The sequence below is a fragment of the Corynebacterium oculi genome, assembly GCF_001412105.1.
Taxonomy (GTDB): domain Bacteria; phylum Actinomycetota; class Actinomycetes; order Mycobacteriales; family Mycobacteriaceae; genus Corynebacterium; species Corynebacterium oculi.
Window position 1 is genome coordinate 395,168 of sequence record NZ_LKST01000002.1, and the last position, 24,085, is coordinate 419,252.

The 24,085-nt window shown below is 65.2% G+C and carries 24 protein-coding genes; 7 read left to right on the forward strand and 17 right to left on the reverse strand.

Translation table 11 applies throughout. The annotated features are described in order from the left end of the window. Positions 1-4: 4 nt before the first annotated feature. From Cocul_RS05905 to mshA, 4 genes are all read right to left on the reverse strand, one after another. Positions 5-709, reverse strand: coding sequence for a response regulator transcription factor (locus tag Cocul_RS05905; protein ID WP_055122359.1), 705 nt, complete (start codon positions 707-709; stop codon positions 5-7). Further along, positions 706-1,956 (reverse strand): sensor histidine kinase, encoded by a 1,251-nt coding sequence (locus Cocul_RS05910; protein WP_055122360.1) that lies wholly within the window; start codon positions 1,954-1,956, stop codon positions 706-708. The genes Cocul_RS05905 and Cocul_RS05910 overlap by 4 nt, the downstream gene beginning before the upstream one ends. 15 nt (positions 1,957-1,971) lie before the next feature. Then, on the reverse strand, positions 1,972-2,721 hold the full coding sequence (locus tag Cocul_RS05915) for a phosphoglyceromutase (RefSeq protein WP_055122654.1): 750 nt from the start codon (positions 2,719-2,721) through the stop codon (positions 1,972-1,974). A gap of 63 nt (positions 2,722-2,784) precedes the next feature. Then, the gene (mshA, locus tag Cocul_RS05920; protein ID WP_055122361.1) at positions 2,785-4,050 is read right to left on the reverse strand and encodes a D-inositol-3-phosphate glycosyltransferase; all 1,266 of its coding nucleotides are present in this window, start codon (positions 4,048-4,050) and stop codon (positions 2,785-2,787) included. Between the two features lie 131 nt (positions 4,051-4,181). On the opposite strand from mshA, the gene Cocul_RS05925 reads away from it, so the two are divergent. Beyond that, entirely contained in the window at positions 4,182-5,897 is a 1,716-nt protein-coding gene (locus Cocul_RS05925) for a long-chain-fatty-acid--CoA ligase (protein WP_055122362.1), read from the forward strand. An 11-nt stretch (positions 5,898-5,908) separates the two neighbouring features. Here Cocul_RS05925 and Cocul_RS05930 read toward each other — a convergent pair whose 3' ends face one another. Beyond that, positions 5,909-6,523 (reverse strand): pyroglutamyl-peptidase I family protein, encoded by a 615-nt coding sequence (locus Cocul_RS05930; RefSeq protein ID WP_082422193.1) that lies wholly within the window; start codon positions 6,521-6,523, stop codon positions 5,909-5,911. Next, positions 6,502-7,614 carry a UDP-N-acetylmuramate dehydrogenase gene (locus Cocul_RS05935; RefSeq protein ID WP_055122364.1) on the reverse strand — a complete coding sequence of 371 codons (1,113 nt, stop codon included), beginning with the start codon at positions 7,612-7,614 and terminating at the stop codon, positions 6,502-6,504. The genes Cocul_RS05930 and Cocul_RS05935 overlap by 22 nt, the downstream gene beginning before the upstream one ends. Positions 7,615-7,638: 24 nt before the next feature. Here Cocul_RS05935 and Cocul_RS05940 point away from each other — a divergent pair, with 24 nt between their 5' ends. From Cocul_RS05940 to Cocul_RS05950, 3 genes are read left to right on the forward strand one after another with little or no spacing between them, the layout of a single operon-like run. Next, positions 7,639-8,142, forward strand: a complete 504-nt coding sequence (locus Cocul_RS05940) for a DUF2505 domain-containing protein (protein WP_055122365.1) — start codon at positions 7,639-7,641, stop codon at positions 8,140-8,142. Further along, positions 8,143-8,973 (forward strand): class I SAM-dependent methyltransferase, encoded by an 831-nt coding sequence (locus Cocul_RS05945; RefSeq protein ID WP_055122366.1) that lies wholly within the window; start codon positions 8,143-8,145, stop codon positions 8,971-8,973. A gap of 36 nt (positions 8,974-9,009) precedes the next feature. Further along, positions 9,010-9,786 carry an LmeA family phospholipid-binding protein gene (locus Cocul_RS05950; protein ID WP_055122367.1) on the forward strand — a complete coding sequence of 259 codons (777 nt, stop codon included), beginning with the start codon at positions 9,010-9,012 and terminating at the stop codon, positions 9,784-9,786. On the opposite strand, the gene Cocul_RS12815 is transcribed toward Cocul_RS05950, so the two are convergent. From Cocul_RS12815 to lpdA, 9 genes are all read right to left on the reverse strand, one after another. Next, on the reverse strand, positions 9,759-10,205 hold the full coding sequence (locus Cocul_RS12815) for a hypothetical protein (RefSeq protein WP_055122368.1): 447 nt from the start codon (positions 10,203-10,205) through the stop codon (positions 9,759-9,761). The genes Cocul_RS05950 and Cocul_RS12815 overlap by 28 nt on opposite strands. Continuing rightward, positions 10,205-10,516, reverse strand: a complete 312-nt coding sequence (locus Cocul_RS05960) for a DUF2516 family protein (protein ID WP_150114392.1) — start codon at positions 10,514-10,516, stop codon at positions 10,205-10,207. The genes Cocul_RS12815 and Cocul_RS05960 overlap by 1 nt, the downstream gene beginning before the upstream one ends. Beyond that, positions 10,509-10,979, reverse strand: a complete 471-nt coding sequence (locus Cocul_RS05965) for a hypothetical protein (protein ID WP_055122369.1) — start codon at positions 10,977-10,979, stop codon at positions 10,509-10,511. Before Cocul_RS05965 ends, Cocul_RS05960 begins: the two co-directional genes overlap by 8 nt. Positions 10,980-11,002: 23 nt before the next feature. Further along, positions 11,003-12,307 (reverse strand): DUF445 domain-containing protein, encoded by a 1,305-nt coding sequence (locus tag Cocul_RS05970; RefSeq protein ID WP_055122370.1) that lies wholly within the window; start codon positions 12,305-12,307, stop codon positions 11,003-11,005. Between the two features lie 191 nt (positions 12,308-12,498). Beyond that, entirely contained in the window at positions 12,499-12,837 is a 339-nt protein-coding gene (locus Cocul_RS05975; protein ID WP_055122371.1) for a hypothetical protein, read from the reverse strand. Positions 12,838-12,884: 47 nt separating this feature from the next. Next, the gene (locus Cocul_RS05980) at positions 12,885-13,634 is read right to left on the reverse strand and encodes a succinate dehydrogenase/fumarate reductase iron-sulfur subunit (protein WP_055122372.1); all 750 of its coding nucleotides are present in this window, start codon (positions 13,632-13,634) and stop codon (positions 12,885-12,887) included. Continuing rightward, positions 13,634-15,628: a fumarate reductase/succinate dehydrogenase flavoprotein subunit gene (locus tag Cocul_RS05985; protein WP_055122373.1), complete on the reverse strand. Its 1,995-nt coding sequence runs from the start codon at positions 15,626-15,628 to the stop codon at positions 13,634-13,636. Before Cocul_RS05985 ends, Cocul_RS05980 begins: the two co-directional genes overlap by 1 nt. 31 nt (positions 15,629-15,659) lie before the next feature. Then, entirely contained in the window at positions 15,660-16,415 is a 756-nt protein-coding gene (locus Cocul_RS05990; RefSeq protein ID WP_055122374.1) for a succinate dehydrogenase cytochrome b subunit, read from the reverse strand. Positions 16,416-16,766: 351 nt separating this feature from the next. Then, positions 16,767-18,176: a dihydrolipoyl dehydrogenase gene (lpdA, locus tag Cocul_RS05995; protein ID WP_055122375.1), complete on the reverse strand. Its 1,410-nt coding sequence runs from the start codon at positions 18,174-18,176 to the stop codon at positions 16,767-16,769. Between the two features lie 501 nt (positions 18,177-18,677). Here lpdA and Cocul_RS06000 point away from each other — a divergent pair. Together Cocul_RS06000 and Cocul_RS06005 are read left to right on the forward strand one after the other, a co-directional pair. Continuing rightward, positions 18,678-19,652, forward strand: coding sequence for a hypothetical protein (locus tag Cocul_RS06000; protein ID WP_055122376.1), 975 nt, complete (start codon positions 18,678-18,680; stop codon positions 19,650-19,652). Positions 19,653-19,773: 121 nt separating this feature from the next. Continuing rightward, complete coding sequence (locus Cocul_RS06005) at positions 19,774-20,871, forward strand: alpha/beta hydrolase (protein ID WP_055122377.1); 1,098 nt, start codon at positions 19,774-19,776, stop codon at positions 20,869-20,871. 227 nt (positions 20,872-21,098) lie between these two features. On the opposite strand, the gene Cocul_RS06010 is transcribed toward Cocul_RS06005, so the two are convergent. Both Cocul_RS06010 and Cocul_RS06015 read right to left on the reverse strand, forming a co-directional pair. Continuing rightward, positions 21,099-21,815, reverse strand: a complete 717-nt coding sequence (locus Cocul_RS06010) for a class F sortase (RefSeq protein ID WP_055122378.1) — start codon at positions 21,813-21,815, stop codon at positions 21,099-21,101. 204 nt (positions 21,816-22,019) lie between these two features. Next, positions 22,020-22,463 carry a hypothetical protein gene (locus tag Cocul_RS06015; protein WP_055122379.1) on the reverse strand — a complete coding sequence of 148 codons (444 nt, stop codon included), beginning with the start codon at positions 22,461-22,463 and terminating at the stop codon, positions 22,020-22,022. A gap of 256 nt (positions 22,464-22,719) precedes the next feature. On the opposite strand from Cocul_RS06015, the gene Cocul_RS06020 reads away from it, so the two are divergent. Beyond that, positions 22,720-24,069, forward strand: coding sequence for a polysaccharide biosynthesis protein (locus Cocul_RS06020; protein WP_069723578.1), 1,350 nt, complete (start codon positions 22,720-22,722; stop codon positions 24,067-24,069). Positions 24,070-24,085: the final 16 nt, after the last annotated feature.

A 24,085-nucleotide genomic window follows, 5' to 3' on the forward strand; every position in this document is an offset into this window, starting at 1 on the left:
CCCCCTAGCGCTCGAACTTGTATCCCAATCCCCGCACCGTCACCAGGCGCGTGGGCTGGGAGGGCTCCCGTTCGATCTTGGCGCGCAGGCGCTTCACGTGCACGTCGAGGGTCTTGGTGTCTCCCACGTAGTTGGCCCCCCACACGCGGTCAATGAGCTGGCCTCGGGTGAGCACCCTGCCGGAGTTGCGCAGGAAGAACTCCAGGAGCTCAAACTCCTTGAGCGGCATGTTCACCTCGCGCCCGGCCACGCTCACGGTGTGGCGTTCCACGTCCATGCGCACCTGCCCGGCGTAGAGGATGTCATCGCTGGATTCCTCTTCCATGTCCACCGCGTTGAGTTCCACTCCGCCGTTGCGGCGTAGCACGGCGCGAATGCGGGCGATGAGTTCGCGGGAGGAGTAGGGCTTGGTCACGTAGTCGTCCGCGCCGAGTTCCAGGCCCACTACCTTGTCGATCTCGGCGTCGCGGGCGGTGACCATAATCACCGGGACGTTGGAGGTAGTGCGCAGTTCGCGGCACACGTCGGTGCCGGACATTCCGGGAAGCATAAGGTCGAGCAGGACGATGTCCACCTCGTTGGTGGCGAACTCCTCTAGGGCCGTTTGACCGTCGCCGGCGATGATCGTGTTGAACCCCTCCTTGCGCAGCAGGAAGGCGAGGGGGTCGGACAGCGATTCTTCGTCTTCAACGATCAAAATGGTGGTCATGAAGATTTATCCTTTCGCCGGTTCGTCACGCGCGATACCGCCTTGAGCAAGGGCGGTTCGGCCGCAGTATCGTCCTCCGGGACCGGCGGCACGTCCGCCTGCTCCGGGATATAGATCGGAAGCTCGATGGTGAATGTCGATCCCGTTCCGGGCTTCGACCACACCTTAATGGTACCGCTATGGTTTGCCACCACGTGCTTCACTATGGCTAAGCCCAGCCCCGTCCCCCCGGTGGAGCGGGATCGGGCCTTATCCACCCGGAAGAATCGCTCGAATACCCGCTTCTGATCCTCCGGGGCGATGCCGATTCCCCGGTCGGTCACGCGGATCTGCACCGCCGCGCCGTCCACCACCCGCTGCGAGAGGGATACCGGCGCGGAGGTTCCCGAGTAGTTGATGGCGTTGCTCACCAGGTTGGACACGGCGGTAACCAGCAGGGATTTATTGCCGTTGACCCACACCCCGGAGGGGGCCCCGCGCAGCAGGGGGATGGAGTGGCCGTCGGCGGCCACCTGGTTGCGCGTCATGGCCTCGGTAATCACGTCATCCACCAGCACCGGCTCCACGTCCGGCAGGGCCTCGGCGCCTTGCAGCTTGGACAGGGAGATCAGCTCGTTAATCAGGTCGGACATGCGCAGCGCCTCTTTGCGTAGGCGGGTGCCAAAGTAGTCCACCTGCTCGGGATCGTCAGCGGATTCCACCAGGGCCTCGGCCAGCAGGGCCATGCCGCCCACGGGGGTTTTCAGCTCGTGGGAGACGTTGGCCACAAAGTCCCGCCGCGCGGCTTCCATGCGCACGTACTCGGATTCGTCGGTGCTGTACACGATCACGAAGCGATCGTCGATGAGCGTGAGCGGCTTGACCACCGCTCGCACGTTGGTGACCCGCGATCCGGTGCGCCGCTGCGAGGTCACCAGGTTGAGGACGTGCGTTTCCTTGTCCTCGTGGACGCGCTGGGCCGTCTCCCACAGCTCCGGGTTGAGGGTGCGATCATGCACCAGGCCCATCTCATGCCCCCGTGAGTTGGAGAGCAGAACCTCCCCGCGCCGATCAATGACCACCAGGCCCGTGGGCGAACCCTGGATGGCCAGGTGCAGCACCTGGCCGATGGTGGTCACCTGGTTTTCCTCCAGGGTGGTGGCCGCCCGGTAGCGCCGCACGGCGGCACGCACGCGCGAGAAAAGCGGAGGAAGGCCGCCCGCGAGGGCAGCCCCCGCTCCGAAGGCGATGAGGAGGGACCAGGACACCTTAACCGGCGCTGCTTACTTCTGGGCGCCCTGGGAGGCCACAGCGGCAGCACCGGCGGCCGCGGCCTCCGGGTCAAGGTAGGTGCCGCCGGGGTTAACCACGGCGCCTTCCGCGTCGATCTCATAGACCAGCGGAATACCCGTGGGGATGTTCAGCTCCGCGATGTCCGCGTCAGAGATGCTGTCCAGGTACTTCACCAGCGCCCGCAGGGAGTTACCGTGCGCGGCCACCATGACCACCTCCCCGCGCTTCACGCGCGGCAGGATCTCCTCCTCGAAGTAGGGCACCAGGCGCTCCACCACGTCCTTGAGGCACTCCGTGGCGGGCACCTGGGGAAGATCGGCGTAGCGGGGGTCATGGGCCTGGGAGTACTCGGAGTCCTCCGCCAGTTCCGGCGGCGGGGTGCCGTAGGAGCGACGCCACTCCATGAACTGCTCGTCGCCGTACTTCTCGCGGGTCTCCGCCTTGTTCAGGCCTTGCAACGCGCCGTAGTGGCGCTCGTTGAGCCGCCAATCGCGCTCCACGGGGATCCACAGGCGATCCGTGGCATCGAGGGCGATGTTCGCGGTGCGGATCGCGCGGCGCAGCAGCGAGGTGTACAGCACCTGCGGCTTCAGCCCGGATTCCTTCATCAGCTCACCGCCCCGGCGCGCCTCCGCCTCGCCCTTCTCCGTGAGGTTGACATCCACCCAGCCCGTGAACTGGTTGGAGGCGTTCCATTCGCTTTGGCCGTGACGCAGCAGGATCAACTTTCCGTTACTCATGTTCCCCAGCATTCCATAATCGTCTCGATCCTGCCCGGGGCTTATCGACGCCCTCAGGGCCCGTCAGAGCCCCGAGGCCCGCCGCGCGCGACAATCCTCCACCGACGTATCCATCGCCCTGGCGTAGACCTCCTCTAGGCGCTGCGCCGTGACCCCCCAGGAAAACGCCGCGGCGTGCCGCACGGCCTGCTCCCCCATGCGGATGCGCGTGGGGTCGTCGTCAAGCATCTCCCCCAGGGCACGCGCCCAGTCGGCGGGATCGTGGCCGTCCACGAGCACCCCCGTGCTCCCCTCCGCCACCGCGATGGGCAGCCCGCCCGTTCGCGCGGCCACCACCGGGGTGCCGGTGGCCTGGGCCTCCAGGGCCACCAGCCCGAAGGACTCGTTATAGCTCGGCACGGCCACCACGTCGGCCGCCTGATAGACCGTGACTAGTTCCTGCGGGGGGCGCGGCTCAAGAAAACGCACGCGGTGCGCCACCCCCAGCTCGCGGGCCAACTCGCGGTAGCGCGAGGCGGTGGCCTCCGCCCCGGAGGCCCCGCCGCAGATGAGCACCCGGACGTTGCGCCCAGGGTTGTGCTCCAGCAACCGCGCCACCGCGCGGATCAACACCTGCGGCCCCTTAAACTCCTGCAACCGGCCCACAAAGGCGATGACCTTGGCGTGCAGCGGCACGCCCAATTCGCGGCGGGAGCGCTCGGTGTTGCGATCTGTTCCGGGGGTAAAAAGCTCGGTGTCTGCCCCCGGCGAGACCACCTCGATGCGGTCCGTGGGGGCGTCGTAATGCGCCACCAGATCGGCGCGCTCCTCCCGGGTGTTCACCACCAGCACGTCCGCGTTATCCACCAACTGCTGCTCGCAGATGCGGCGGGCCTCCGTCTCCGCGGAATCATGGGTGGCGCGGTGCAAGTTCTTCACCGCCGCGAGGGTGTGGGCGGTGTGCACCAGGGGTACCCCCCACTGATCCCGCACCAGCCACGCCACCTGGCCCGAGAGCCAGTAGTGGGAATGCACGAGGTCATAAGACAACCCCTGGCAGCGCGCAAATTGCAGGATTCCCCCGGCGAAGGCCGTCAGCTGCGTGGGCAACTCCTCCTTGGCCAAACCCTCGTACGGCCCGGCCACGATGTTGACCACGCGCAGGCCCGGCTCCACCTCCACCACCTCCCCCTGGCTGGGGCGCGTGGCGCGGGTGTACACGTCCACCTCCACCCCCCGCCGCGCCAGCTGCGTGGCGGTGGAAAGCACGTAAACGTTCATGCCACCCGCGTCCCCCGAGCCCGGCTGTTCTAACGGCGAGGTGTGCATGGAGATCATGGCGATGTGCATGAGCCCCCATGCTACGACGCTTCCGCCGCCTTCTCCCACACGGCGAGCGCCGCCCACGGCGCGTATAGTCAAGCGAAGGAAACTTATTGTTGCCCAGCGCGCGCTGCCCGGCGCCACAGGAAGGGAGACCGATGTCTGCCGCAGAAGAACAAGCGTGGCTCAAGCACTACCCGGAGTGGACACCCCACCACCTCGACTACGGGGAAACCACCCTGCTCGACATGTACGATCATACCCTGGCCACCAAGCCGGAAAAGCCCGCTACCTGGTTCTTTGGCCGCAGCCAAACCTACTCGGACATCGACGAGCAGGTGCGCGCCGCCGCCGCCGGCCTGCGTGCCCTGGGGGTACGCCCCGGCGATCGCGTGGCCGTGGCGCTGCCCAACTGCCCCCAGCACATCGTGATCTTCTACGCCATCCTCAAACTCGGGGCCACGGTGGTGGAGCACAATCCGCTCTACACCGCGCACGAGCTAGAGCACCCCTTCCTCGACCACGGGGCGCGGGTGGTGGTGAACTGGGATAAATCCGCCGACGTCTTTGAAAAACTGCGCAGCAGCACCCACCTGGAAACCATCATCTCCGTGAACATGGTGGACGCCATGCCGCCGCTGAAGCGCCTGGCCCTGCGCCTGCCGATCCCCAAGATCAAAAAGACGCGCTCCCAACTCACCGCCCCCGCCCCCAACACCGTACCCTGGGATCTGCTGCTCTCCCCGCAGCTGGGCGGCAACGGCTCGGACGTTGTTTCCCTCGAAACGGTGACTAAGGACACCATCGCGCTGATCCTGTACACCTCCGGCACCACCGGGGCCCCCAAGGGCGCGCAGCTCTCCCACGGCAACCTCTACGCCAACATTCTTCAAGGCAAGGCCTGGGTGCCGGGCCTGGGCGACCAGGACGAGCGCATGCTCGCCGCGCTGCCCATGTTCCACGCCTACGGCCTCACCATGAACGCCACGCTGGCCTTCCTCATCGGCGGCCAACTCATCCTGCTGCCCAGCCCCCAGGTGCCCCTCATCATGGAAGTGATGAAGAAGCACACCCCCACCTGGGTGCCAGGCGTGCCCACTCTCTACGAGAAGATCGTGGAAGCCGCCGCAGAGGCAGACATCACCATCAAGGGGGTGCGCAGCTCCTTCTCCGGAGCCTCCACCCTGCCGGTGAGCACCGTGGAGCGCTGGGAATCCATGACCGGCGGCCTCCTGGTGGAGGGGTACGGCCTCACCGAGACCTCCCCCATCATCGTGGGCAACCCCATGTCCACGCAGCGCCGCCCCGGCTACGTGGGCATTCCCTTCCCCGACACCGAGGTGCGCATCGCCGACCCCGAGGACCTCTCCCGCACCGTGCCCGACGGCACCGAGGGCGAGGTTCTGGTGCGCGGGCCGCAGGTATTCAAGGGCTACCTCAACAACCCGGAGGCCACGGCCAAGTCCTTCTACGAGGACTGGTACCGCACCGGCGACGTAGGCGTCATGGAACCAGACGGCTTCATCCGCCTGGTGGCGCGGATCAAAGAGGTCATCATCACCGGCGGCTTCAACGTGTACCCCAGCGAGGTGGAGGAGGTCATGCGGGATCACCAGGACATCGCGGACATCGCGGTGGTGGGCGTACCCCGCCAGGACGGCTCCGAATCCGTGGTGGCTTGCATCACTCTTAACCCCGGCGCCGCCCTCGATCCCGAGGGCCTCAAGCAGTACGCGCGCGAGCGCCTCACCAGGTACAAGGTGCCGCGCACGTTCTACCACTTCGAGGAACTAGCCCGGGATCAGATGGGCAAGATCCGACGCCGCCAAGTACAGGCGGATCTCATCGAACACCTGGGGGCCAAGGAGGCCTGAGACTTGGGGGCTCAGTCCACTGCATTGCCTACCAGGTTCTTCACAAAGGCAGCCACGGTCTCGCCGTCACTCTGCGTCTGCGCAGCACCCTTTTCACGGGCCGGGACGTGAACAAAGGCGGCGTGATCCACGCGACCGTTCTCCAGGAAGCCCAGGTTCGTGTATAGCGCGGCGTTGCACAGGTAACGGCCGGCGTCATAGCTGAGGTTGAGCTGGTGACCGGACTGCTTGGTGGCCTGTGCAGCGGCCTTGTTCTCGGCGGGAGCCCGGCGCTCCGAGGGGCCGTTCTCATCCACGGCACCGGTGCTGCGTGCGCCGTCGGCGTCTATGCCTTCGCGCTTGTTATAGCCCACCAGTTCCACGGCGGAAACGGTAATCTTAGCGCTTTCACCCAGGCTCACAATGACCTTGGGCGTATAGCACCGCACCAGGGCATCTAGATCTGTGGCGAAACTCCCCCAGGCCGTGTCAATTTCTCGACACACCACGGCTATTCCCTCTTTTTCCAAGCATTCCCTTGCTCGCCGGGCCGCTTCCCCGGAGGAATTGTGTTCTCGGGCAAAGGGCCCATAGGAGGTCAAAACGCACGTCACAGGAATAGCCCTCACAATTTCACGCCCACCCACACCGGCTCGGAGACCAGTTCCACCCCAAAGGCTTCCTTCACCCCGGCGATGATCTCCCGCGCTAGGGCCACGACGTCGCCGGTGCGTGCCTCGCCCCTGTTCGTCAGCGCCAGGGTGTGGCGCGTGGACAGCCGCGCCGGCGCCCCCTCACCGGGATAGCCTCGGGGGAATCCCGCGCGCTCGATGAGCCAGGCTGCGGAGAGTTTCACCCGCCCCTCGCCCGTGGGAAAGCGCGGCATAGTATCCGCCCCCGCCGCCCCCACCTTGGCGGCCACGGCGTCGGCAAGCGCCTCGCTGACCACCGGGTTGGTGAAGAATGAGCCGGCGGACCAGGTATCGTGATCCTCCGCGTCCAGCACCATGCCCTTGCTGCGGCGCACCGCAAGCACGGCCTCGCGCACTTGCGCGGCGGGCAGCCGCTGCCCGGGCTCCATCGCCCCGAGTTGCCTGGCCAGCGCCCCAAAGCGCAGCGGGGCGGAGAGGCCGTCAGTGCGCAGCTGGAACTCCACGTCTAGGACCACGGCCCGGTGAGTGAACTTGAGGTTGGAGTAGCGGTAGGCCAGATCCAGCGAGCCCGCCGGTACCCACGAGGTTTCTCCGGTGCGCCGGTCCCACAGCCGCACCCGGGTGAGCACGTCGGAGATTTCCACGCCGTATGCTCCCACGTTTTGCACGGGTGTGGCTCCCGCGCAGCCGGGGATCCCGGAGAGGCATTCCAGCCCGCCGAGCCCGGCCTCCACCGTGGCGCGCACCACGTCGTCCCATGTGGCCCCGGCGGCCGCCCGCACGATGCCGGTGTCCGGGTTGATCTGCACGTCGGTGTCCTCAAGGAGCACCACCACGAGGTCCACGAGGTCAAGGTCGCCGTCGGCCACCACGAGGTTGGAGCCTCCGCCCACGATGAGCAGCGGAATCTGGGCTTCGTCGAGTGTTCGCACGGCCTCGGCGGTGGCCTCGGCGGTGGCGCAGCGCACCGTCAGGCGGGGCTTTCCGCCGAGGCGCAGGGTGGTGAGGTCCGTGAGGCTCAGCGAGGTGTCACAGGCGGCACCGGGGATATTATCGAGGCGTTGGGGCAGGGCTACATCACTCACCCTTCTCACGGTAGTCTCTAGGGCATGGCTACTCGTAGTGAGAACACCGTAACGATCAATCAGCCGGTGGAGAAGGTGCACGCCGCGCTGACCAACGCCGATTTCTGGGCATATGACGTTGCCCGCCTCTCCCCGGAGCCGGGCGAGGTGCATGAGTTCACCGAGAATAATGGTGGCGGTGAGGCCACCCTCTTTGAGGTTTTGCCTCTCGACGTCCTGCCCGAGGCCGTGCGCTCCATGGTCTCCCAGGCCCTGAAGGTCAAGCGCGTGGTCACCGTGGGCCCGCTGACCGACGGCCGCGCGGAGCTGGAGTACACCGCCGACGTCAAGGGCACCCCCGTGGATTACAAGGGTGAGGCCACCATCTCCGGCGACGAGAGCACCACCACCTTTGACTATGAGAACGAGGTGTCCGTGAACATCCCGTTCATGGGTGGCGCCATCGAGCCCAAGGTGGCCGACGCCCTGGGGGAGATCTTTGAGAACGAGGGCGAGTTGATCTCCACCTGGATCAACGAGAACCTCTAAATGGCCGATCACGCCCATAACCTGCGGACGCAGTTTCCCGCACGGGGCCCCGTGGGCGTGATTACCAGGGGAACCACCGGATACAACCGGCTGCGCCGCTGCGATCGTTGGCTTTATCACCACGAACCCGCGCGGCGCGTTCTTCTGCGCGCGGACGCTCCCTTGGCCATTGACCTCGGCTACGGAGCCAGCCACACCACCACCGTGGAGTGGGCCCGGTGGCTGCGCCGCACCCGCGCGGACGTGCGGGTGCTTGGCCTGGAGATTGATCCCGAGCGTGTTCTCCCGCCCCGGGGCGGCGTGACCTTTGGGCTGGGCGGTTTTGAACTCGCCGGGCATCGCCCGCACCTGGTGCGCGCCTTTAACGTGCTGCGGCAATATGACGTGGCGGATGTCAGCCACGCCTGGTCCTCGGTGACCTCCCGCCTCGCGCCCGGGGGGTTGTTCGTGGAGGGCACCTGCGATGAGCTGGGGCGGCGCGCCGCCTGGATCGTGCTGGACCGCCACGGTGCCCGCCGCCTCACCCTGGCCTGGGATCCCTTTGACGTGGAGCGCCCCTCCGACGTAGCCGAGCGTCTGCCCAAGGTGCTTATTCACCGCAACGTTCCCGGGGAGGCCGTGCATCGCTTGTTGAGCGAGTGCGACGCCGCCTGGGATCGCTGCGCGGGGTGGTCGCCCTACGGGCCACGGGTGCGCTGGCGCAAGGCCAAGGAACTGCTCTACCGGAGCGGGTGGCCCGTGGATCGGCAGCGCCGTCCCCTGCGAGATAACGTGCTCACCGTGCCGTGGTCTGCCGTGTCTGGCTCCGCCTCCCTCGGCTCTGCGGCTTAGCGCTCGCCAACGCCGTAAAGCCCGTACACTAGGCCCATGTCAAAAACGGCCAAGATTTTTAGCACGATCGTCGTTGTTCTGATTCTTCTGCTGGTCGCCGCAGAGTTCGGCGCGCGGTGGATCGTCAACAGGGATCTGGCCGAGGAGTTCCGCGCCCAGGCGCAGGCCGACGGCACGGAACTCACCGAGGATCCCTCCATTTCCTTTGGTGCTTCCCCCGTGCTGCTCGGCCTGCTGAGCAAGAATCTGGGGGAGGTCTCCGTGCACACGCCTTCCACGCTGCGAGTGGATAACGGGGTGGCCTCCGGTAATCCGGCGGCGGATATTTCCCTGCGCAACCTCAACATCGCGGATCGCAACGATCCCGTGGCCGGACACCTGGAGGCCACCGCGGAGCTGAGCAACCAATTCCTGCTGGCGCTCTTGCAGCAGAACATCAACGGCGGCACCGAGGATTCCGGGGACATCGGCTCGGCCTTTCTCCGCCAGTTGGTGCAGGTCACGGGGGTAACCTCCCACCCGGATACCCGCACCATCAGCGTGGACTTCAATAACGGCGCAGGCAGCCTGGATTTCACCCCCATAACCAGCGAGGGGCGCACCCACTTCGAGGTGCTCGATACCAAGGTGCTGGGCTTCGATCTACCGTCCACCGTGACCCAAGAAATTTCCCGCCAGTTGCAGCAGGGCGTGGAGGAACAGCTGCTGGCCTCCGGGGGGCTGTCCATCACTAGCGCCGAGGTCACCGGGGAGGGGCTGCGCGCCACGGTGAGCGGCGAGGGCGTTCACGTCTCGGAGCTGCGCACCCCATAACCACAGCCACCGGCGGCGTCCCGCTCCACCAGCAGCACGGCCTCCGCCCCCGCCCGCCGGGCCACCCGCTCTATCTCCGCGCGGTTGGGGGCCTGGGCGTCGATCCCCACGGCCAGGCGCACCTGCTCGCTCACGGCCTCGCGGGCGGTAACGAGGTCAATCGTCCAGGCGTATTCCCCGGCGGAGGCGTCCACCACTATCAGAGCCCCCGTGGCCCCGCTCTGCACCGCTAGGCGCGCCTCGGAGGCCTTGATGAGCGGGTGGTGCCTCCCGGTGGGAAAACCACAGGCCACTATCACCCGAACCCCCTCCGGTATCTCCTCGGGAACCCAGGAGGCCGGAACCACCAGATCGTTCTCCCCCTCGGCGATCGCCCGGGCCACCGCCTGCGCGGACCCCGCGCGGGTGAGATCCCGCATCACCAGCCGCCCTGCTGGCCGCCGAGGAGATCACGCAGCTGCGGGCGCAGATCCCACCAGTACAGCCCCACGATCACCACCCCGGCGATGGAGATGAAGGGGAAACGCGGGCCGATCAGGCAGGCGCAGGTTCCCGCCGCCAGCAGCGCCATCCACGTCCACTTGCTCTGGCGATCGGCGGCGGGAAAGGCATCGGGCCGGGTGAAGGCGAGCAGCATGAGCCCCACTAGGCCCGCCAGGGCGGCCCCCAGGTAGATGCCCAGTTCTAGGTAGTACAGGCTCCGATAAAGGATCGTCAGGATCTCAGTCACGGCGGTTCTCCTCCTCGTGGATCGTCTCCGAGAGCACTTCGCCGTCGATAATATCCTGTGACTTGTCGCCCTTGTCTCTCACACCCATCGCCTCCCGGGCGGCCTTATTCACCGTCTCCCCCACCCGCTGAAACGCCCGTCCGGCCTGGGCGGCGGCCTCGGAGTTCCGCGTGGAGGCCGCCGCTCGGCCCACGCGCCCCACCAGCGATCCCAGGGCCTCCCCGGTGGCCCCCACCACCCGGCCGGCTCCCTCCTTGAGGGAGTCCACGCTGCGCTGATCCGCGAAGTCCTGGGCGGGCCCGCGCAGGTGATCCACCACTTTTTCCTCGTGGAGGGCGTGCCGCCCGCGTTCCTCGGGCTGGCGCAGATGCTCGCTCAACTCTCCGATCACCTCGCCGGTGCTTCGGGCCGCCTCGCGCCCGGCCCGCCACACCTCGGAAACGTGGTTCTTGCCTGAACTCATGGGGCCGAGTATAGCCAGCGCTTTTAAGCGGCAAAGAGCAACTGAGAGATCGTGTAAATCGCCAGGCCCGCCAGGGCACCCACGATGGTGCCGTTGAGGCGAATGAACTGAAGATCCTTACCCACCATCAGCTCGATCTTCTCGCTGGCCTCCTGGGCATCCCAGGCTCGCACGGTATCGGAGATGATGGCGGTGATCTGCCCGGAATAGTTATCGGCCACGAAGGCCGCGGCGGCCACCACCTTGCGGTTAACCTCCGCCCGCAATTCCGGCTCCGCCACCAGGCGCTGCCCCCAATGCAAGGAGTAGTCCTCCACGGTGCGGCGCAGCAGGGATTGGGAGTCCTCGGCCGCCTGGATCAGCGAGGTGGACGTGGCGCGCCACAGCGCCGGGGCGGCCTGTGCCACCGGGCGAGACGCCATGATCTCCGCTTTCCACCCCTCCACGCGCTCGATCATCTGCGGATCGTGCTGCAAGTCCAGCGCCAGTTGGCCCAGGAAGCGGCGCAGGGCGCGGCGTGCCTCGTGCTCAGGGTCGGCGGCCACGTCGGCGGTCCAGTTCACCAGTTCCCGGTAGATCTTTTCTCCCACGAGGTCGTTGACAAAGCGCGGGGCCCACACCGGCTTGCGCTCGTCGAGCAGCCGAATAATCAGCTCCTGGGAGCCGCGTACTTTGCGGTGCAACCAGGCGATCGCGTCGTCGATAAGCGGCTCCGTCTTGCCGTCCTCGATGAGTTGTTCCAGGGCACGCCCGGCGGGCGGCCCCCACTGCGGCTCGGCTGCCTTATCCACCAGCAGGCGGCGGATCAGGCCCTCCGCGTCCTGCGGATCAATCGCCCGGAGGGCGTTGCCTGCCAGCCGCCCGGCCTCGGCGGAAACGCGCTGGGCGTTCGCGGGCTTAGCCAGCCAGCGCCCGGCGTGGAGGGGAAGGTCCGCCGTGGCCACCTTCTCCGTGATGAGCTCCGCGTTCAGGAAGTTCTCCCCCACGAACCCGGAGAGGGAATCTCCCAGTTGATCCTTCTTCTTGGGGATCAGCGCGGTGTGGGGAATGGGCAGGCCCATCGGGTGCCTAAACAGCGCCGTGACGGCAAACCAGTCCGCGAGCCCGCCCACCATGCCGGCTTCCGACGCCGCCCGCACGTACCCCACCCACGCCGGGGCGCCGCCGGGCTGCTGCTGCCACCACGAGCAGGCAAGAAAGATGAGCGCCGCCACCACGAGCAATCCTGTGACCAGGGCCTTGTGCTTACGCAGGGCGCGGCGGCGGTGTTCTTCCGCCTCCGCGCTGGGGCCGGGAACGGGCCGGAAACCGCGTGCGTGTTCTGCCATATCATTTACCCCCTATAGGCCCTGGAGCCCGGAAATAATCAGGGTCACGCCGGTAATCAGGCTGATGAGCCCGGTGGCCACGAGCAATATCTTGCGTTGCATACATGACAGTGTAGAAAAAGCGGGCCGCCCCTCCCAGCCTGGGGGAGAAGCGGCCCGCTCGCGCCCGTGAGCGCGGACATGCCCGGAGCCTAGTTCTTGCGCCCGGTCTCCTTGACGTACTGCTTGTAGTACCGGCGGCCGTAGCTAATCATCAGGGAGCCAGCCACCAGTAGCACCGCGGTGAGCACCAGCCCGATCCACAGGAGAACGCTGGGCGTGATGTCCGCCTGGCCGGTGTTGCCAAAGACCATGAGGGCCACCGCAAAGAGGGCGATGCCCGCCGGGCACAGCGCCGCCAGCACAAGGCCCATGCCCACCCAGGTCTCGGTGCGCAGCAGGGAGGAGTGGGGGGCTTCGTAGCTCACCGGCTCATAGCCGTCAATGTAGTGCATGCGCCCCACGGCTTCCGGGGTATGCGTGTTAGACATGAGCGCCTTACTCGCTTTCTTCTCGTGCAGGTCGAATGACCCTTAGCTTAGTCGTCCTTGCCTCGGAAAGCAGCTCGCGCCCTCTCCTTGGTCACGGCCGCCACGGCCGTCAACGGGATACCCGCCGGGCATACGTCCGCGCACTCCCCATATAGGGAGCAGTGGCCGAAGTTCGTTTCCAGCTCATCGACCATCTTGCGGGCGCGCTTGCCGCGTTCCTCGGAGCCCAGCGGCAGCTTGGAGAGGTGCACCAGCTTGGCTCCGGTGAAGAGGTGGGCCGCGCCGTTGGGGCAGGCCGCCACGCACGCGCCGCAGCCGATGCAGGCAGCGTGATCGAGCGCCCACTCCGCCGTCTGGTGGTTGAGATGGAGGGTATCGGCGTCCGGGGCCGTTCCGGCGTTGATGGAGACGTAGCCGCCCTGCTGCATCACGCGATCCAGCGCGGAGCGGTCCACCACCATGTCCTTAATCACCGGGTAGGCGGCGGAGCGCAGCGGCTCGATCTTGAGGGTATCGCCCTCGGAGTAGTTGAACAGGCGCTGCTGGCAGGCCGGGGAGTTCTTGGCCGCGCCGTGCGGGCGGCCGTTAACCAAAAGGCCACAGGTGCCGCAGATACCTTCGCGGCAGTCGGAGGCAAAGGCGTAGGGCTCCTTGCCCTCCTCGATGAGCTTGTCGTTGACAAAGTCGAGGAGTTCCAGGATCGACATCTGCTCCTCGGCGTCGTCCACGTCCACGCTCTCGAAGGCGCCGTCGGTGGTCGGTCCGGCCTGACGCCAGATCTCAAGATGAAGCTTCATTACTTGTAGTTCCTTGTCTGGAGCGGGATGGATTCAAAGTACAGCGGCTCGGCGTGGCGGATGAAGCGGTTTTCCCCGTCCGGCTCCCAGGCGGAGACAAAGCACCAGTTTTCATCATCGCGCTCGGCCTCACCCTCCTCGGAGAGGTGATCCTCGCGGTAGTGCGCGCCGCAGGACTCATCGCGATCCAGGGCGTCCACGCACATCAGCTCCGCCAGGTTGAGGTAATCGGCCACGCGGGTGGCGCGCTCAAGCACCTGGTTCATCTCATGCTGCCCGCCGGGGATCCGCACGTTGGCAAAGAACTCCTCGCGCAGGGCGCGGATCGCCTCGATGCCCTCGCTCATGTCCTTGACGTTGCGGGCCACGCCGCAGGCCTTGTAGAGGAGTTCGCCCAGCTGGTTGTGGTAGTACTCCGGGCCGTGGGGATCGGTGCCCTTGGTGTTCATCAGACGATCCAGGCGCGCCTGGGCGCGCTCCAGAGCCTCGGTCACGGCGGCGTCATCATCGGCCAGCAGTGGCTCGTTGAGGTGGTTGGCCAGGTAGTTTGGCACCGTGAACGGAATGGTGAACCAGCCGTCCACGGAGGCAGAGAGCAGCGAGTTCGCGCCCAGGCGGTTCGCTCCGTGGTACGTCCAAGAGCACTCGCCGGCGGCGAAGAGGCCGTCGATGGAGGTCATCTCGTTGAAGTCCGTCCACAGGCCGCCCATCGTGAAGTGCACGGTGGGGGCGATGCGCATGGGTGCATTGTGGGGATCCTCACCGATGGCCTCCTCGTACATCTTGAAGAGGTTGGAGTATCGCTCGTCCACGGTGGCGCGGCCCAGGCGCTCGAAGGCATCACGGAAATCCAGGTAGGCGGAGTTCTTCTTCGGCCCCACGCCATATCCGGCGTTGATCTGTTGGGAGATGGCGCGCGAGGCGACGTCGCGGGGCACGAGGTTGCCGAAGGCCGGGTAGCGGCGCTCCAGGAAGTAATCGCGCTCCTCTTCCGGGATGCTGTTCGGGTCGCGCTGATCGTCCTTTTCCTTGGGCAGCCACACGCGACCGTCGTTGCGCAGGGACTCGGACATCAGGATCGTCTTGGACTGCCAATCGGCGTTAATCGGCAGGCCCGTGGGGTGGAACTGAATGAACGCCGGGGAGGCCATGTATGCGCCGTGCTCGTAGGCGCGCATCATCGCGGAGGAATTGGAGTTGATCGCCAGCGTGGTCATGCCGTACACGTTGCCGTAGCCGCCGGTGGCCAGAACCACGGCGTGCCCGGTGAAAGCCGCGAGCTCGCCGGTGATGAGGTTGCGGGTCACCAGGCCGCGCACGCGCTTGGTGCCGTTTTCCTCCGTGACGATGAGATCCTGGAAGTCATTGTGGGTGAAGATCTCCACGGAGCCCAGGTGGATCTGGCGTTGCAGGGCCGAGGCCGTGGAGAGCTGCAACTGCTGCCCCGTCTGGCCACGGGTGTAGTAGGTGCGGGAGACCTGCACGCCGCCGAAGGAACGGGTGGCCAGGGTGCCGCCGTACTCGCGGGCGAAGGGCGCACCGATGGCGTTCATGTGGTCGATCACGCGCACGGACTCGTAGGCCAGGCGCCAGCAATCGGACTCGCGGCAGCGGTAGTCGCCTCCCTTCACGGTGTCCTTGACGTGGCGGTAAGCGCCGTCGTTGTCCACCTTCTTGCCGCGGGCGGAGTTCACGCCGCCCTGGGCGGCGATGGAGTGGGCGCGGCGGGGGGCGTCGTGGTAGGTAAACACCTTCACGTTGTAGCCCAGCTCGCCCAGGGCGGCCGCGGCCGCGCCGCCGGAGAGGCCAGTTCCCACGATCAGCACCGTGAACTTGCGGCGGTTAAGCGGGGAGACCAGGTTCATGTGATCCTTCTGGTACTCCCACATGTCCTTGGTGGGCACGCCCTGGGGCTCGTGGGCGTCAAGAACCCGGCCCACGGTCACGCCCGCCACGGTGGAATCAGGGGCGGTGAATTGCTTTTGGTTGCTCATCTTGAATCCTTGTAACCCTTACTTCCTTGCCTTAACTGATCCAACCGGCGGCCACGGAGAGCGGCATGATGATGTTGCCGAGCATGACCACGGCCGGCACCAGGTATGCCACGAAGAGCAGCACGGAGCGGGTGCGCTGGCCGGTGATGCCCAGATCGCTCACCGCCAGCCAGATGCCGTGGGAAAGGTGCAGGAAGAGGATCACCATGCTCAGGATGTAGAAGATCGCCACCGGCCAGCGCTCAAAGCTGGCCAGAATGTTCGCCTTCACCTCGCCGTGCTCGAACACAGCGCTGGCGGCCGGCTCCACGCCCAGGGTGAGATCCATGATGTGGAAGATGATGAAGAGCAGCAGCACGGTGCCGGTGACCAGCATGGTGCGGGTGGCAAAGGAGTTCATGCCGCCCAGCAGGTTGGTGCGGCGGAACTTACCGCGCGAGGCGTGCGAGCGGCTATGCAGGGCGATGGCCCCGTAGACGTGGATGACCAGGGAGGCCAGCAGCACGAGGCGGAAGATCCACAGGATCGACTCGCGCGGGAAGATCGGCTCGCCCATCGTGCGCAGGTACTCGCCGTACTCGTTGATCGCGGGCACGCCGGCATGATCGGGCATAAATAACTTCAGGTTGCCCACCATGTGCACGAGCACGAAGCCGCCGAAGATCAGGCCGGTAACGGCCATGCCCAGCTTGAGCGCCCACGAGGGAACTTTAGGAGCCTGCCGCAGCGGCTCTTCGGTGATTTTGCCGTGACGGATTGCCTCACGGTCTGGATTCTTTACAGTCATGGCACCTCCAATGTCGTCTCAACCATAAATGTGGGACGGACAAAACTCACAGTCCAAAGACAGGTTCCAGCACACCAGGAGGGCTTTTCTGTGGGATATTCCACGTTTTCTTAGGTTAGGGTTACCTCTAAGTGGTGCGGCATGAGGTTTACCTTATCGGCCGCGAGGTGCAAAGACTTTGCCGGAAGTTTCATCGGCGGGAGGTAAAGTGAGTTTTGTCACTTATCGACGGCCGCGGGGGTGCGGGCGGGAGACACTAGCCCCGTAAGGCGTCAAACTTTCGTCGGGGCTGGTCAGGCGCAAAGAAAGAAGGGGCCGCCCATAGGCAGCCCCTTTCAAACCCGCTACGGCTTAGAGGTTAATCATGTGCCCCTCGATGCCCTCGGTGGCCTCCTTGATCGCCTCGGACATCGTCGGGTGAATATGGACGTTGCGCCCAATCTCGGTGGCGGTGAGGTCAAAGCGCTGGGCCAGCGTCAGCTCCGCCAGCATCTCCGACACGTTGGCGCCCACCATATGCCCGCCGAGCAGCTCGCCATACTCCGCATCCGCCACGATCTTGGCAAAGCCCGCCGTCTCCGCCAGGCCCGCCGCCTTGCCGTTGGCGCTGAAGGGGAACACGGCCGTCTTGATCTCCCGATCCGGCCACTTCTCCTTCGCCGCCGCCTCGGTGTAGCCAAAGGAAGCCACCTGGGGGTTACAGAAGGTGGCGCGCGGCATCATCATGTAATCGCCCAGCTCCTGGGTCTCCGCGCCCGCGATGGTCTCCGCAGCCACCACGCCCTGCGCTTCCGCGACGTGCGCGAGTTGCAGCTTGGCCGTGACATCACCGATGGCGTAAACGTGATCCACGTTGGTCCGCATGCGCTCATCAATGGCGATGGCACCGCGCTCGGTAAGTTTCACGCCGGTGTTTTCCAGGCCGTAGCCCTCGGTGCGCGGGGCAAACCCCACGGAAACCAGCACGCGATCCACCGTGAGGGTGTCCTTCTTGGAACCATCCTTGGATTCCACGTCCACCTCCACGGAGGAACCGTGATCCCGCACCGCCGTGGTCTTGTATCCGGTAAGCAGCTTCACGCCCAGCTTCTTGTATTGCTTGGCGATCTCCTTGGAGACCTCCGGCTCCTCATTCGGCAGCACGCGATCCATGAACTCCACGATGGTGATCTCCACGCCGTAGTTCGCCAACACGTAGGCGAACTCCATCCCGATGGCCCCACCGCCGACCACCACCATCTTCTCCGGGAGTTCCTCGTTGAGGATCTGCCCCTCAAAGGACACCACGTTCTCAGAGAGTTCCACCCCCGGCAAGGTGCGCACGACGGAGCCCGTGGCGATGATGACGTCATCGAAGGTTACGGTCTTGCCCGCATCCTTGCCCTCCACGATCTCAATGGTGGAGGGATCCTTGAAGGATCCGAGGCCGTCAATCTCCGTGATGGAGTTCTTCTTCATCAGATAGTGCACTCCCTTGACGATCCCGGCGGATACCTTGCGGGAGCGCTGATGAGCCGCACCGAAGTCAAAGGACACCTCCCCCGAGATGCCAAAGGTCTTGGCTTCCTTATGGAAGATGTGGGCCACCTCGGCGTTCTTCAGCAGCGACTTCGAGGGGATGCAGCCCACATTGAGGCACACCCCGCCCCAGTACTGCTTCTCCACCACTGCCACCTTTTTCCCCAGTTGAGCAGCGCGAATGGCGGCAACGTACCCACCGGGGCCGGCGCCGAGGACAACTACATCAAAATGTTCGCTCATGCCGTTCAGAATACGTCAAAGAACGCATGTCTTGTCCCGGGCCGCTCGGATTGTATCTCTAGAACAGGTGGAGGGCTACGGAAAGCTCCGCAATATTCGAGGAGCCAAGGTTCGCGGCGCTTCCCAGGAAATCGCTGATGGCCAGGGTGAGGTTCTCCAGGGGGGTCATGGAGTTTCCTTTCTACTCAGGGAGGATATGTACCGACGAGAATACGCCACCCCCTAACGGGGGCATATTGCCTAGATCTTTTCCCGTAGCACAGATTCGCCATAAGTCCCCATAAAAGTGATCTTCCATACGTAACCGATGCCACTTTCCTGTCTTTTCCCCCTTCCTCCGCCCTCAAGCGGGCGTCGATAAGCCCCTAAGTAGCCCTCCGGCCCCGTGCCGGCACATAGATACCCCCGAGTTTCCACCCGTAACCATTGCGTGATCTTTCCAGCCTTGTTAGGCTGCACGCATCTGTTACAGCCCAGGGCTAACAAGGAGTACTTGCACACATGGATTTCCTGCTTAAGATCAACGAGTTCGTTCAGGGTCCCATCGGTGACCTGCTCGTTCAGCTGCGCACCGGCGGCATTCAGTTCCCCGAGATCCCGGCCCTTCCGGCTTTCCCGGACATCAGCCTGACCCCGCAGCTCACCCTGCCCGAGAACATTCAGGTGGGCGACCTGGGCTCCACCTTCGGTGACTTCTCCCCCGCTGAGATGTCCTCCGGCGATAACGGCTCCTCCAACTTCCTGAGCGAGCTCTCCACCGGCGACAACGGCTCCACCGACCTCCTGGATCTCTCCGAGCTGTCCTCCGGTGACAACCAGGGCGAGTTCTCCACCGACCTCTTCGGTGACCTGAACCTCTCCGAGCTGTCCTCCGGTGACAATGACTTCGGTTCCTCTAACTTCCTGAGCGAGCTGTCCTCCGGTGACAACCAGGGCGAGTTCTCCACGGACTTCCTGGATCTCTCCGAGCTGTCCTCCGGCGACAATCAGCTCTCCACCGATTTCCTGGGTGACTTCTCCGAGCTCTCCTCCGGCGACAACGGTTCCTCTAACTTCCTGAGCGAGCTGTCCTCCGGCGACAACCAGTTCTCTACGGATTTCCTGGGCGACTTCTCCGAGCTCTCCTCAGGCGATAACCAGGGCTCCACCGATTTCCTGGATTTCTCTGAGCTGTCCTCTGGCGATAACGGCTCCACAGACTTCCTGGGTGATTTCTCCGAGCTCTCCTCCGGCGATAACCAGGGCTCCACCGATTTCCTGGATTTCTCTGAGCTGTCCTCTGGCGATAACGGCTCCACAGACTTCCTGGGTGATTTCTCCGAGCTCTCCTCCGGCGACAACGGCTCCTCCGACATCGCTGACCTCACCGAGCTCTCCGGTAACAACGGTTCCTCCGACATCCTGGATCTGGATCTTTCCGACCTCCTGGATCTGGACGGCAACCTGGATCTCCCGGAGATCCCGCAGTCCATCTAAGTCTGCGGCCCATGCCCCTCGCGGCTTGATGGTAAAACCCTGGCGGACACCCCGCCAGGGTTTTACCCGTTTACCACGCACCGTTTTATCTTGCACACATAATTCCACCAAGGGTTCCAGCATGAAGTTCCTTAAGACCGCCTTCGCCGCCCCGCTTGCGGCCACCGCGATTGCCGCGACCGCGCTCACCGCCGCCGTTCCCGCCACCGCTGCGGAACTCACGGCAGCACAGGTGGCCGGAGACGCCGCCCCCGCCACCATCACGCCCGTGCCCGGCCCAGAGCCGGAGGGCTCCCCCCTGTGGCGCAAGATCGTGCGGCAGCACGGCGAGCGCGTGGAGGAAGTCAGCGCGTTTTCCCCCGCCATGAACCGCCACGTGCCGCTGGCGCTGATTAAGGCTGATCGCCCGGATGCCCCCACCCTTTACCTCCTCAACGGCGGCGACGGCGGGGAGGGCACCGCCAACTGGGTGCAGCAGACCGACGCCATCGAGTTCTACCTGGACAAGGGAATCAACGTGGTGATCCCCATGGCGGGTAAGTTCTCCTACTACACGGACTGGATCGAGGACGTAGACGCCCTGGGCGGCCCGCAGAAGTGGGAGACCTTCCTCACCAAGGAACTCCCCGGCCCCGTGGAGGGGTACCTGCACGCCAACGGACAGCGTGCCATCGCCGGCATGTCCATGTCCGCCACCTCTTCCCTCTTGCTGGCCCAGCACAACCCCGGTTTTTACGACGCCGTGGGTTCCTTCTCCGGCTGCGCCGAGACCTCCACCCCCCTGGGTTACGCCTCCGTGGCACTGACCCTGGACCACAACACCCTCCAGGGACTTTCCTTTGAAAAGATGTGGGGCGCGCGCGGCGGCGAGGTCAATCGCTATAACGACGCCCTGGTTAATGCGGATAAGTTGGCGGGCACCCAGGTGTACGTGTCCAACGGCTCCGGCACCGCCGGGGAGAACGACATGCCCAACGGCCCCCGCTTCAAGGACTATAGCGACGTACAAAAGGCCTGGGCCATGACGCAGACGATCGGCCTGGGCGGGATCATCGAGGGCGGCACCAACATGTGCACCCATAACCTCAAGGCCAAGATGGATTCCTTGAATATCCCGGCGGACTTCAACTTCCACAACACCGGCACGCACTCCTGGGGCTACTGGCAGCAGGATCTGCGCGCCTCCTGGCCCACCATTGCGCGCGGGCTCGGCGTATAGCCCTCTTGATCCGGCCATAACGCACTAGGACAGCCGAAGGGCCTGCTCCCCAGTAAAAACAGGGGAGCAGGCCCTTTCTGCATCACCGCAATTTCCAGGCCAGCAGGGCGGCCCAGCGGGCTCATCGAGTGCCCAGATAAAGCTTTATCCCCATGCTCCTCGCGCGGACACAAGGCGGCCGAAGCCGCGGAGCATGGGGATAACGCGGACGGTACTTCCGCAGAAACTTACACCGGCTCGGCGAGCGTGATGATGTTATCTGCATAGCCCAGCTGCCCGCCCACGAACTCGCCGCCACAGGTCACCAGCGCCACGCGATTCTCGCCGTCTTGATCGTCCATGACGTCGGAGAAGTCCGCCCCCTTGGTCACGTGATAGGGCTCCTGCGTCACGCGGAACTCTCGATCCTCGCCGTTCACGGCGATGGTGAAGGTATCGTCCTTCTTCAGCTTCACAAACTTGGCCGCGTAGCCCTCGCCCTGCCCGGCGAAGTTAATGTGGCCGGTAATCACGGAGGATCCCACGTTGCCCTTGTCTCCCGGCACGGCGGAGGAGGAGTACCAGCCCAGGCGGGAGACGTCCTGCGGCGGGATAAGATACCCATCCTCCGTAACCTGGATGGGGTCCACCGGGGCGCCCCCCTCATCGCCCACGGTGATCTCCATTTCGGAGACGTCATCGGACTCACCCGGCGCCATCTCCAGTTCGTGTTCCTGCTGGCCGGAGTCATCCACGTAGGCGCTGGTGGGAGCGGATGCCGCGCTGTCCTGGGCCTCATCATTGCCGTTTCCGCCGGAGACCAGGGCCCACACAGCCGCCACGACGATGACCATGAAGATCACCACGCCGATGAGCACGGCGGGCCAGCGCTTTTTCTGCTCGCTATTGTCCGCCTTGGTTGCCCCGGGGCCGGGCTGCGGGGGAATGTTATTGGTATTGCTCATAGGGTTGTTTATCCTTCACCGTTGAGGGATGCTATCTCTTTCATGCACGGGGCTAATCCAAAGAGCCATTATCCTGGAGCCACTACGGGGGCGCAACCATCCGATACCGGCGGTCAAGACCACGCGGCGGAGGCTCCTGGGCATAAAAATAGGGGCACAGCCCTTAAGGCCATGCCCCGTCGCGCTGGCGGCGCGGATCAGTATTTACTCGATGCCCACGAGCTTGTATTCGGCGGCGCCGGCTTCCTTGGTGAAGCTCAGGGTGGTGCCGTCATCGTAGGTGGTCACGGCGTTAATCAGGCCGCCACGCCCCTTGCTGCTGGTGGCGTTGTCAATGGTCTTGCCGGCAAGCTCCACCATCTGGCTGGCAAAGGTATCGCCCTCGCTCAGGCTAGACAGCTCCACGCCACCGGACTGGGTCTCGGCCTCAGCCTCGGGAGCGGCCTCATCTTCAGCGGAGCCGTCATTGAAAACCTCAGCCACGGAGATCACCACGTCAGTGGGCACCATCATGATGTAACGGGCAACGTAGGAGTAGGAGCCCTCCTCCACGTACATCGTGGTAGCCGCGTGGGCCGGGGTAACGCCAATCGCCAGAGCGCAAAGGCCAGCGGCGAAACCAGCAGTAAGCTTCTTCGTTTTCTGCATACTCGTGTTCACTTTCGTCTCGTTGCGGCCGCACCTCCGGCGCAACCTGGCTTGGTACTCTCTAACGACCTGCTGCTCTTGCGCTTGGTGAGGCCACTCGGGAAAAGAATATGCTCTATAAAGTTAGCAGACATCTTCCCCTGCGCAAGTGCTACAGGCCCGCACGGAGAAAAAATTTTCCGGGCGTATGATTACCCGCGATGTTACCTTCCGTTTACCCTGCTTATCCAACCGCCATAGGGTCAGGAGTGTACCGTTGAGATCCCTCAGCGTAGCCACTGTTTTTGCAGCTCTTTCCGGCTTCCTCATCGTCATCATCAGCACCCGCATCCTCGACGAGGAAGCAGCCAAGCTTTTCCAAGCATACTGGGGGCTTTTCTTCGCCTGCACCGGCATCCTGGACGGCATCATGCAGGAGACCACGCGCACCGTCTCCGCGCAGCGCAAGGACAGCGAGGGCCACGGAGATCGCGGAACGCCCAGCGCGCAGGCGCGCCCCACGAGCGACGCGCACCACGGGGGCGTCGATAAGCACACTCATGCCCACTGGCACTTTGCGCTCCTCGTGGGCCTCGTGGCGGCGGCGCTGAGCCTGCTGACAGAGCCGCTGTGGGTGCCGCTGGTGATCGGCGGCAAGCACGGCATGGCGGGCAGCGGCCTGCTAGCGCTGGGGCTCATGCTGTATGCCTTTCAGGCGGTGCTCTCCGGCATTCTCTCCGGCTGGGAGCGATGGCCCTCCTACGCGCGGCTCATCGCGCTGGATTCCGGGGTGCGCTTCCTCCTCGTGGCGCTCGCGGCGCTGCTCGGGTGGAACCTCGTGCCGTTCTTCATCATCACGGTGATCGGCAGCCTCAGCTGGCTCGTGATCCTCGCTGCCGACCCCACCGCCCGCGCCCACGCGCGCAGCCCCCTCCCGCTCACCCTCGGGAGCTTTGCCCGGCGCGCCGGCTCCGCGATGATCGCCACGGGAGCCTCCGCCGCCATCATCACCGGAGTGGCGCCCCTCATCAACGCCACGATGGAGGAGCCGGATACCGAGGGCGGGGTAGCGCTCGCCGGCATCATGCTGGCGGTCTCGCTCACGCGCGCGCCGGTGCTCGTGCCGCTGCAACGGTTTCAGTCCGCGCTCATCGTGTACTTCGTGCGCCACCGCGAGCGCATGCGCCAGGCGGTGGTACCTCCCGCCGCCGCGGTGCTGGGGGTGGGGGTCCTCGGCGCGGGCCTGGCATGGCTGTTGGGGCCGTGGATTCTCGCGGTGGGATGGGATCACGATCCCGCCTATGCGGTGCCGGGCCCCCTGCTGGCCGCGCTCACCTTTGCCTCCTCCTGCACCGGTGTGCTCATGATTACCGGGGCCGCCAGCATCGCCGCCGAGCGTCACCGCCTCTACGTGGCGGGCTGGGTGATCGCCTCCGTGGTGGTGTGCGCGGTGCTGTGGCGGGGCACCGATCCCTTGACCACCATTCCCCTGGCCCTCACCGTGGGGCCCGTGATCGGGGCGTTGGTGCAGCTCGGCGCCCTGCGCTCGCGGCGAGGTGCCCGGCGGGGTGGTCAGCAAGGTGCCGGTGGCGACGCCGCGCCGCCTCGCGCGCGCCACCGGCGCTAACAGCGCTAACATGGGA

Excerpts from the sequence above, each read along its gene's own strand:
- Cocul_RS05905 (WP_055122359.1), bottom strand. The coding sequence starts at position 709 with ATGACCACCATTTTGATCGTTGAAGACGAAGAATCGCTGTCCGACCCC.
- Cocul_RS05915 (WP_055122654.1), bottom strand. The coding sequence starts at position 2,721 with ATGAGTAACGGAAAGTTGATCCTGCTGCGTCACGGCCAAAGCGAATGG.
- mshA (WP_055122361.1), bottom strand. The coding sequence starts at position 4,050 with ATGCACATCGCCATGATCTCCATGCACACCTCGCCGTTAGAACAGCCG.
- Cocul_RS05925 (WP_055122362.1), top strand. The coding sequence starts at position 4,182 with ATGTCTGCCGCAGAAGAACAAGCGTGGCTCAAGCACTACCCGGAGTGG.
- Cocul_RS05940 (WP_055122365.1), top strand. The coding sequence starts at position 7,639 with ATGGCTACTCGTAGTGAGAACACCGTAACGATCAATCAGCCGGTGGAG.
- Cocul_RS05945 (WP_055122366.1), top strand. The coding sequence starts at position 8,143 with ATGGCCGATCACGCCCATAACCTGCGGACGCAGTTTCCCGCACGGGGC.
- Cocul_RS05950 (WP_055122367.1), top strand. The coding sequence starts at position 9,010 with ATGTCAAAAACGGCCAAGATTTTTAGCACGATCGTCGTTGTTCTGATT.
- Cocul_RS12815 (WP_055122368.1), bottom strand. The coding sequence starts at position 10,205 with ATGCGGGATCTCACCCGCGCGGGGTCCGCGCAGGCGGTGGCCCGGGCG.
- Cocul_RS05965 (WP_055122369.1), bottom strand. The coding sequence starts at position 10,979 with ATGAGTTCAGGCAAGAACCACGTTTCCGAGGTGTGGCGGGCCGGGCGC.
- Cocul_RS05970 (WP_055122370.1), bottom strand. The coding sequence starts at position 12,307 with ATGGCAGAACACGCACGCGGTTTCCGGCCCGTTCCCGGCCCCAGCGCG.
- Cocul_RS05975 (WP_055122371.1), bottom strand. The coding sequence starts at position 12,837 with ATGTCTAACACGCATACCCCGGAAGCCGTGGGGCGCATGCACTACATT.
- Cocul_RS05980 (WP_055122372.1), bottom strand. The coding sequence starts at position 13,634 with ATGAAGCTTCATCTTGAGATCTGGCGTCAGGCCGGACCGACCACCGAC.
- Cocul_RS05985 (WP_055122373.1), bottom strand. The coding sequence starts at position 15,628 with ATGAGCAACCAAAAGCAATTCACCGCCCCTGATTCCACCGTGGCGGGC.
- Cocul_RS05990 (WP_055122374.1), bottom strand. The coding sequence starts at position 16,415 with ATGACTGTAAAGAATCCAGACCGTGAGGCAATCCGTCACGGCAAAATC.
- lpdA (WP_055122375.1), bottom strand. The coding sequence starts at position 18,176 with ATGAGCGAACATTTTGATGTAGTTGTCCTCGGCGCCGGCCCCGGTGGG.
- Cocul_RS06000 (WP_055122376.1), top strand. The coding sequence starts at position 18,678 with ATGGATTTCCTGCTTAAGATCAACGAGTTCGTTCAGGGTCCCATCGGT.
- Cocul_RS06005 (WP_055122377.1), top strand. The coding sequence starts at position 19,774 with ATGAAGTTCCTTAAGACCGCCTTCGCCGCCCCGCTTGCGGCCACCGCG.
- Cocul_RS06010 (WP_055122378.1), bottom strand. The coding sequence starts at position 21,815 with ATGAGCAATACCAATAACATTCCCCCGCAGCCCGGCCCCGGGGCAACC.
- Cocul_RS06015 (WP_055122379.1), bottom strand. The coding sequence starts at position 22,463 with ATGCAGAAAACGAAGAAGCTTACTGCTGGTTTCGCCGCTGGCCTTTGC.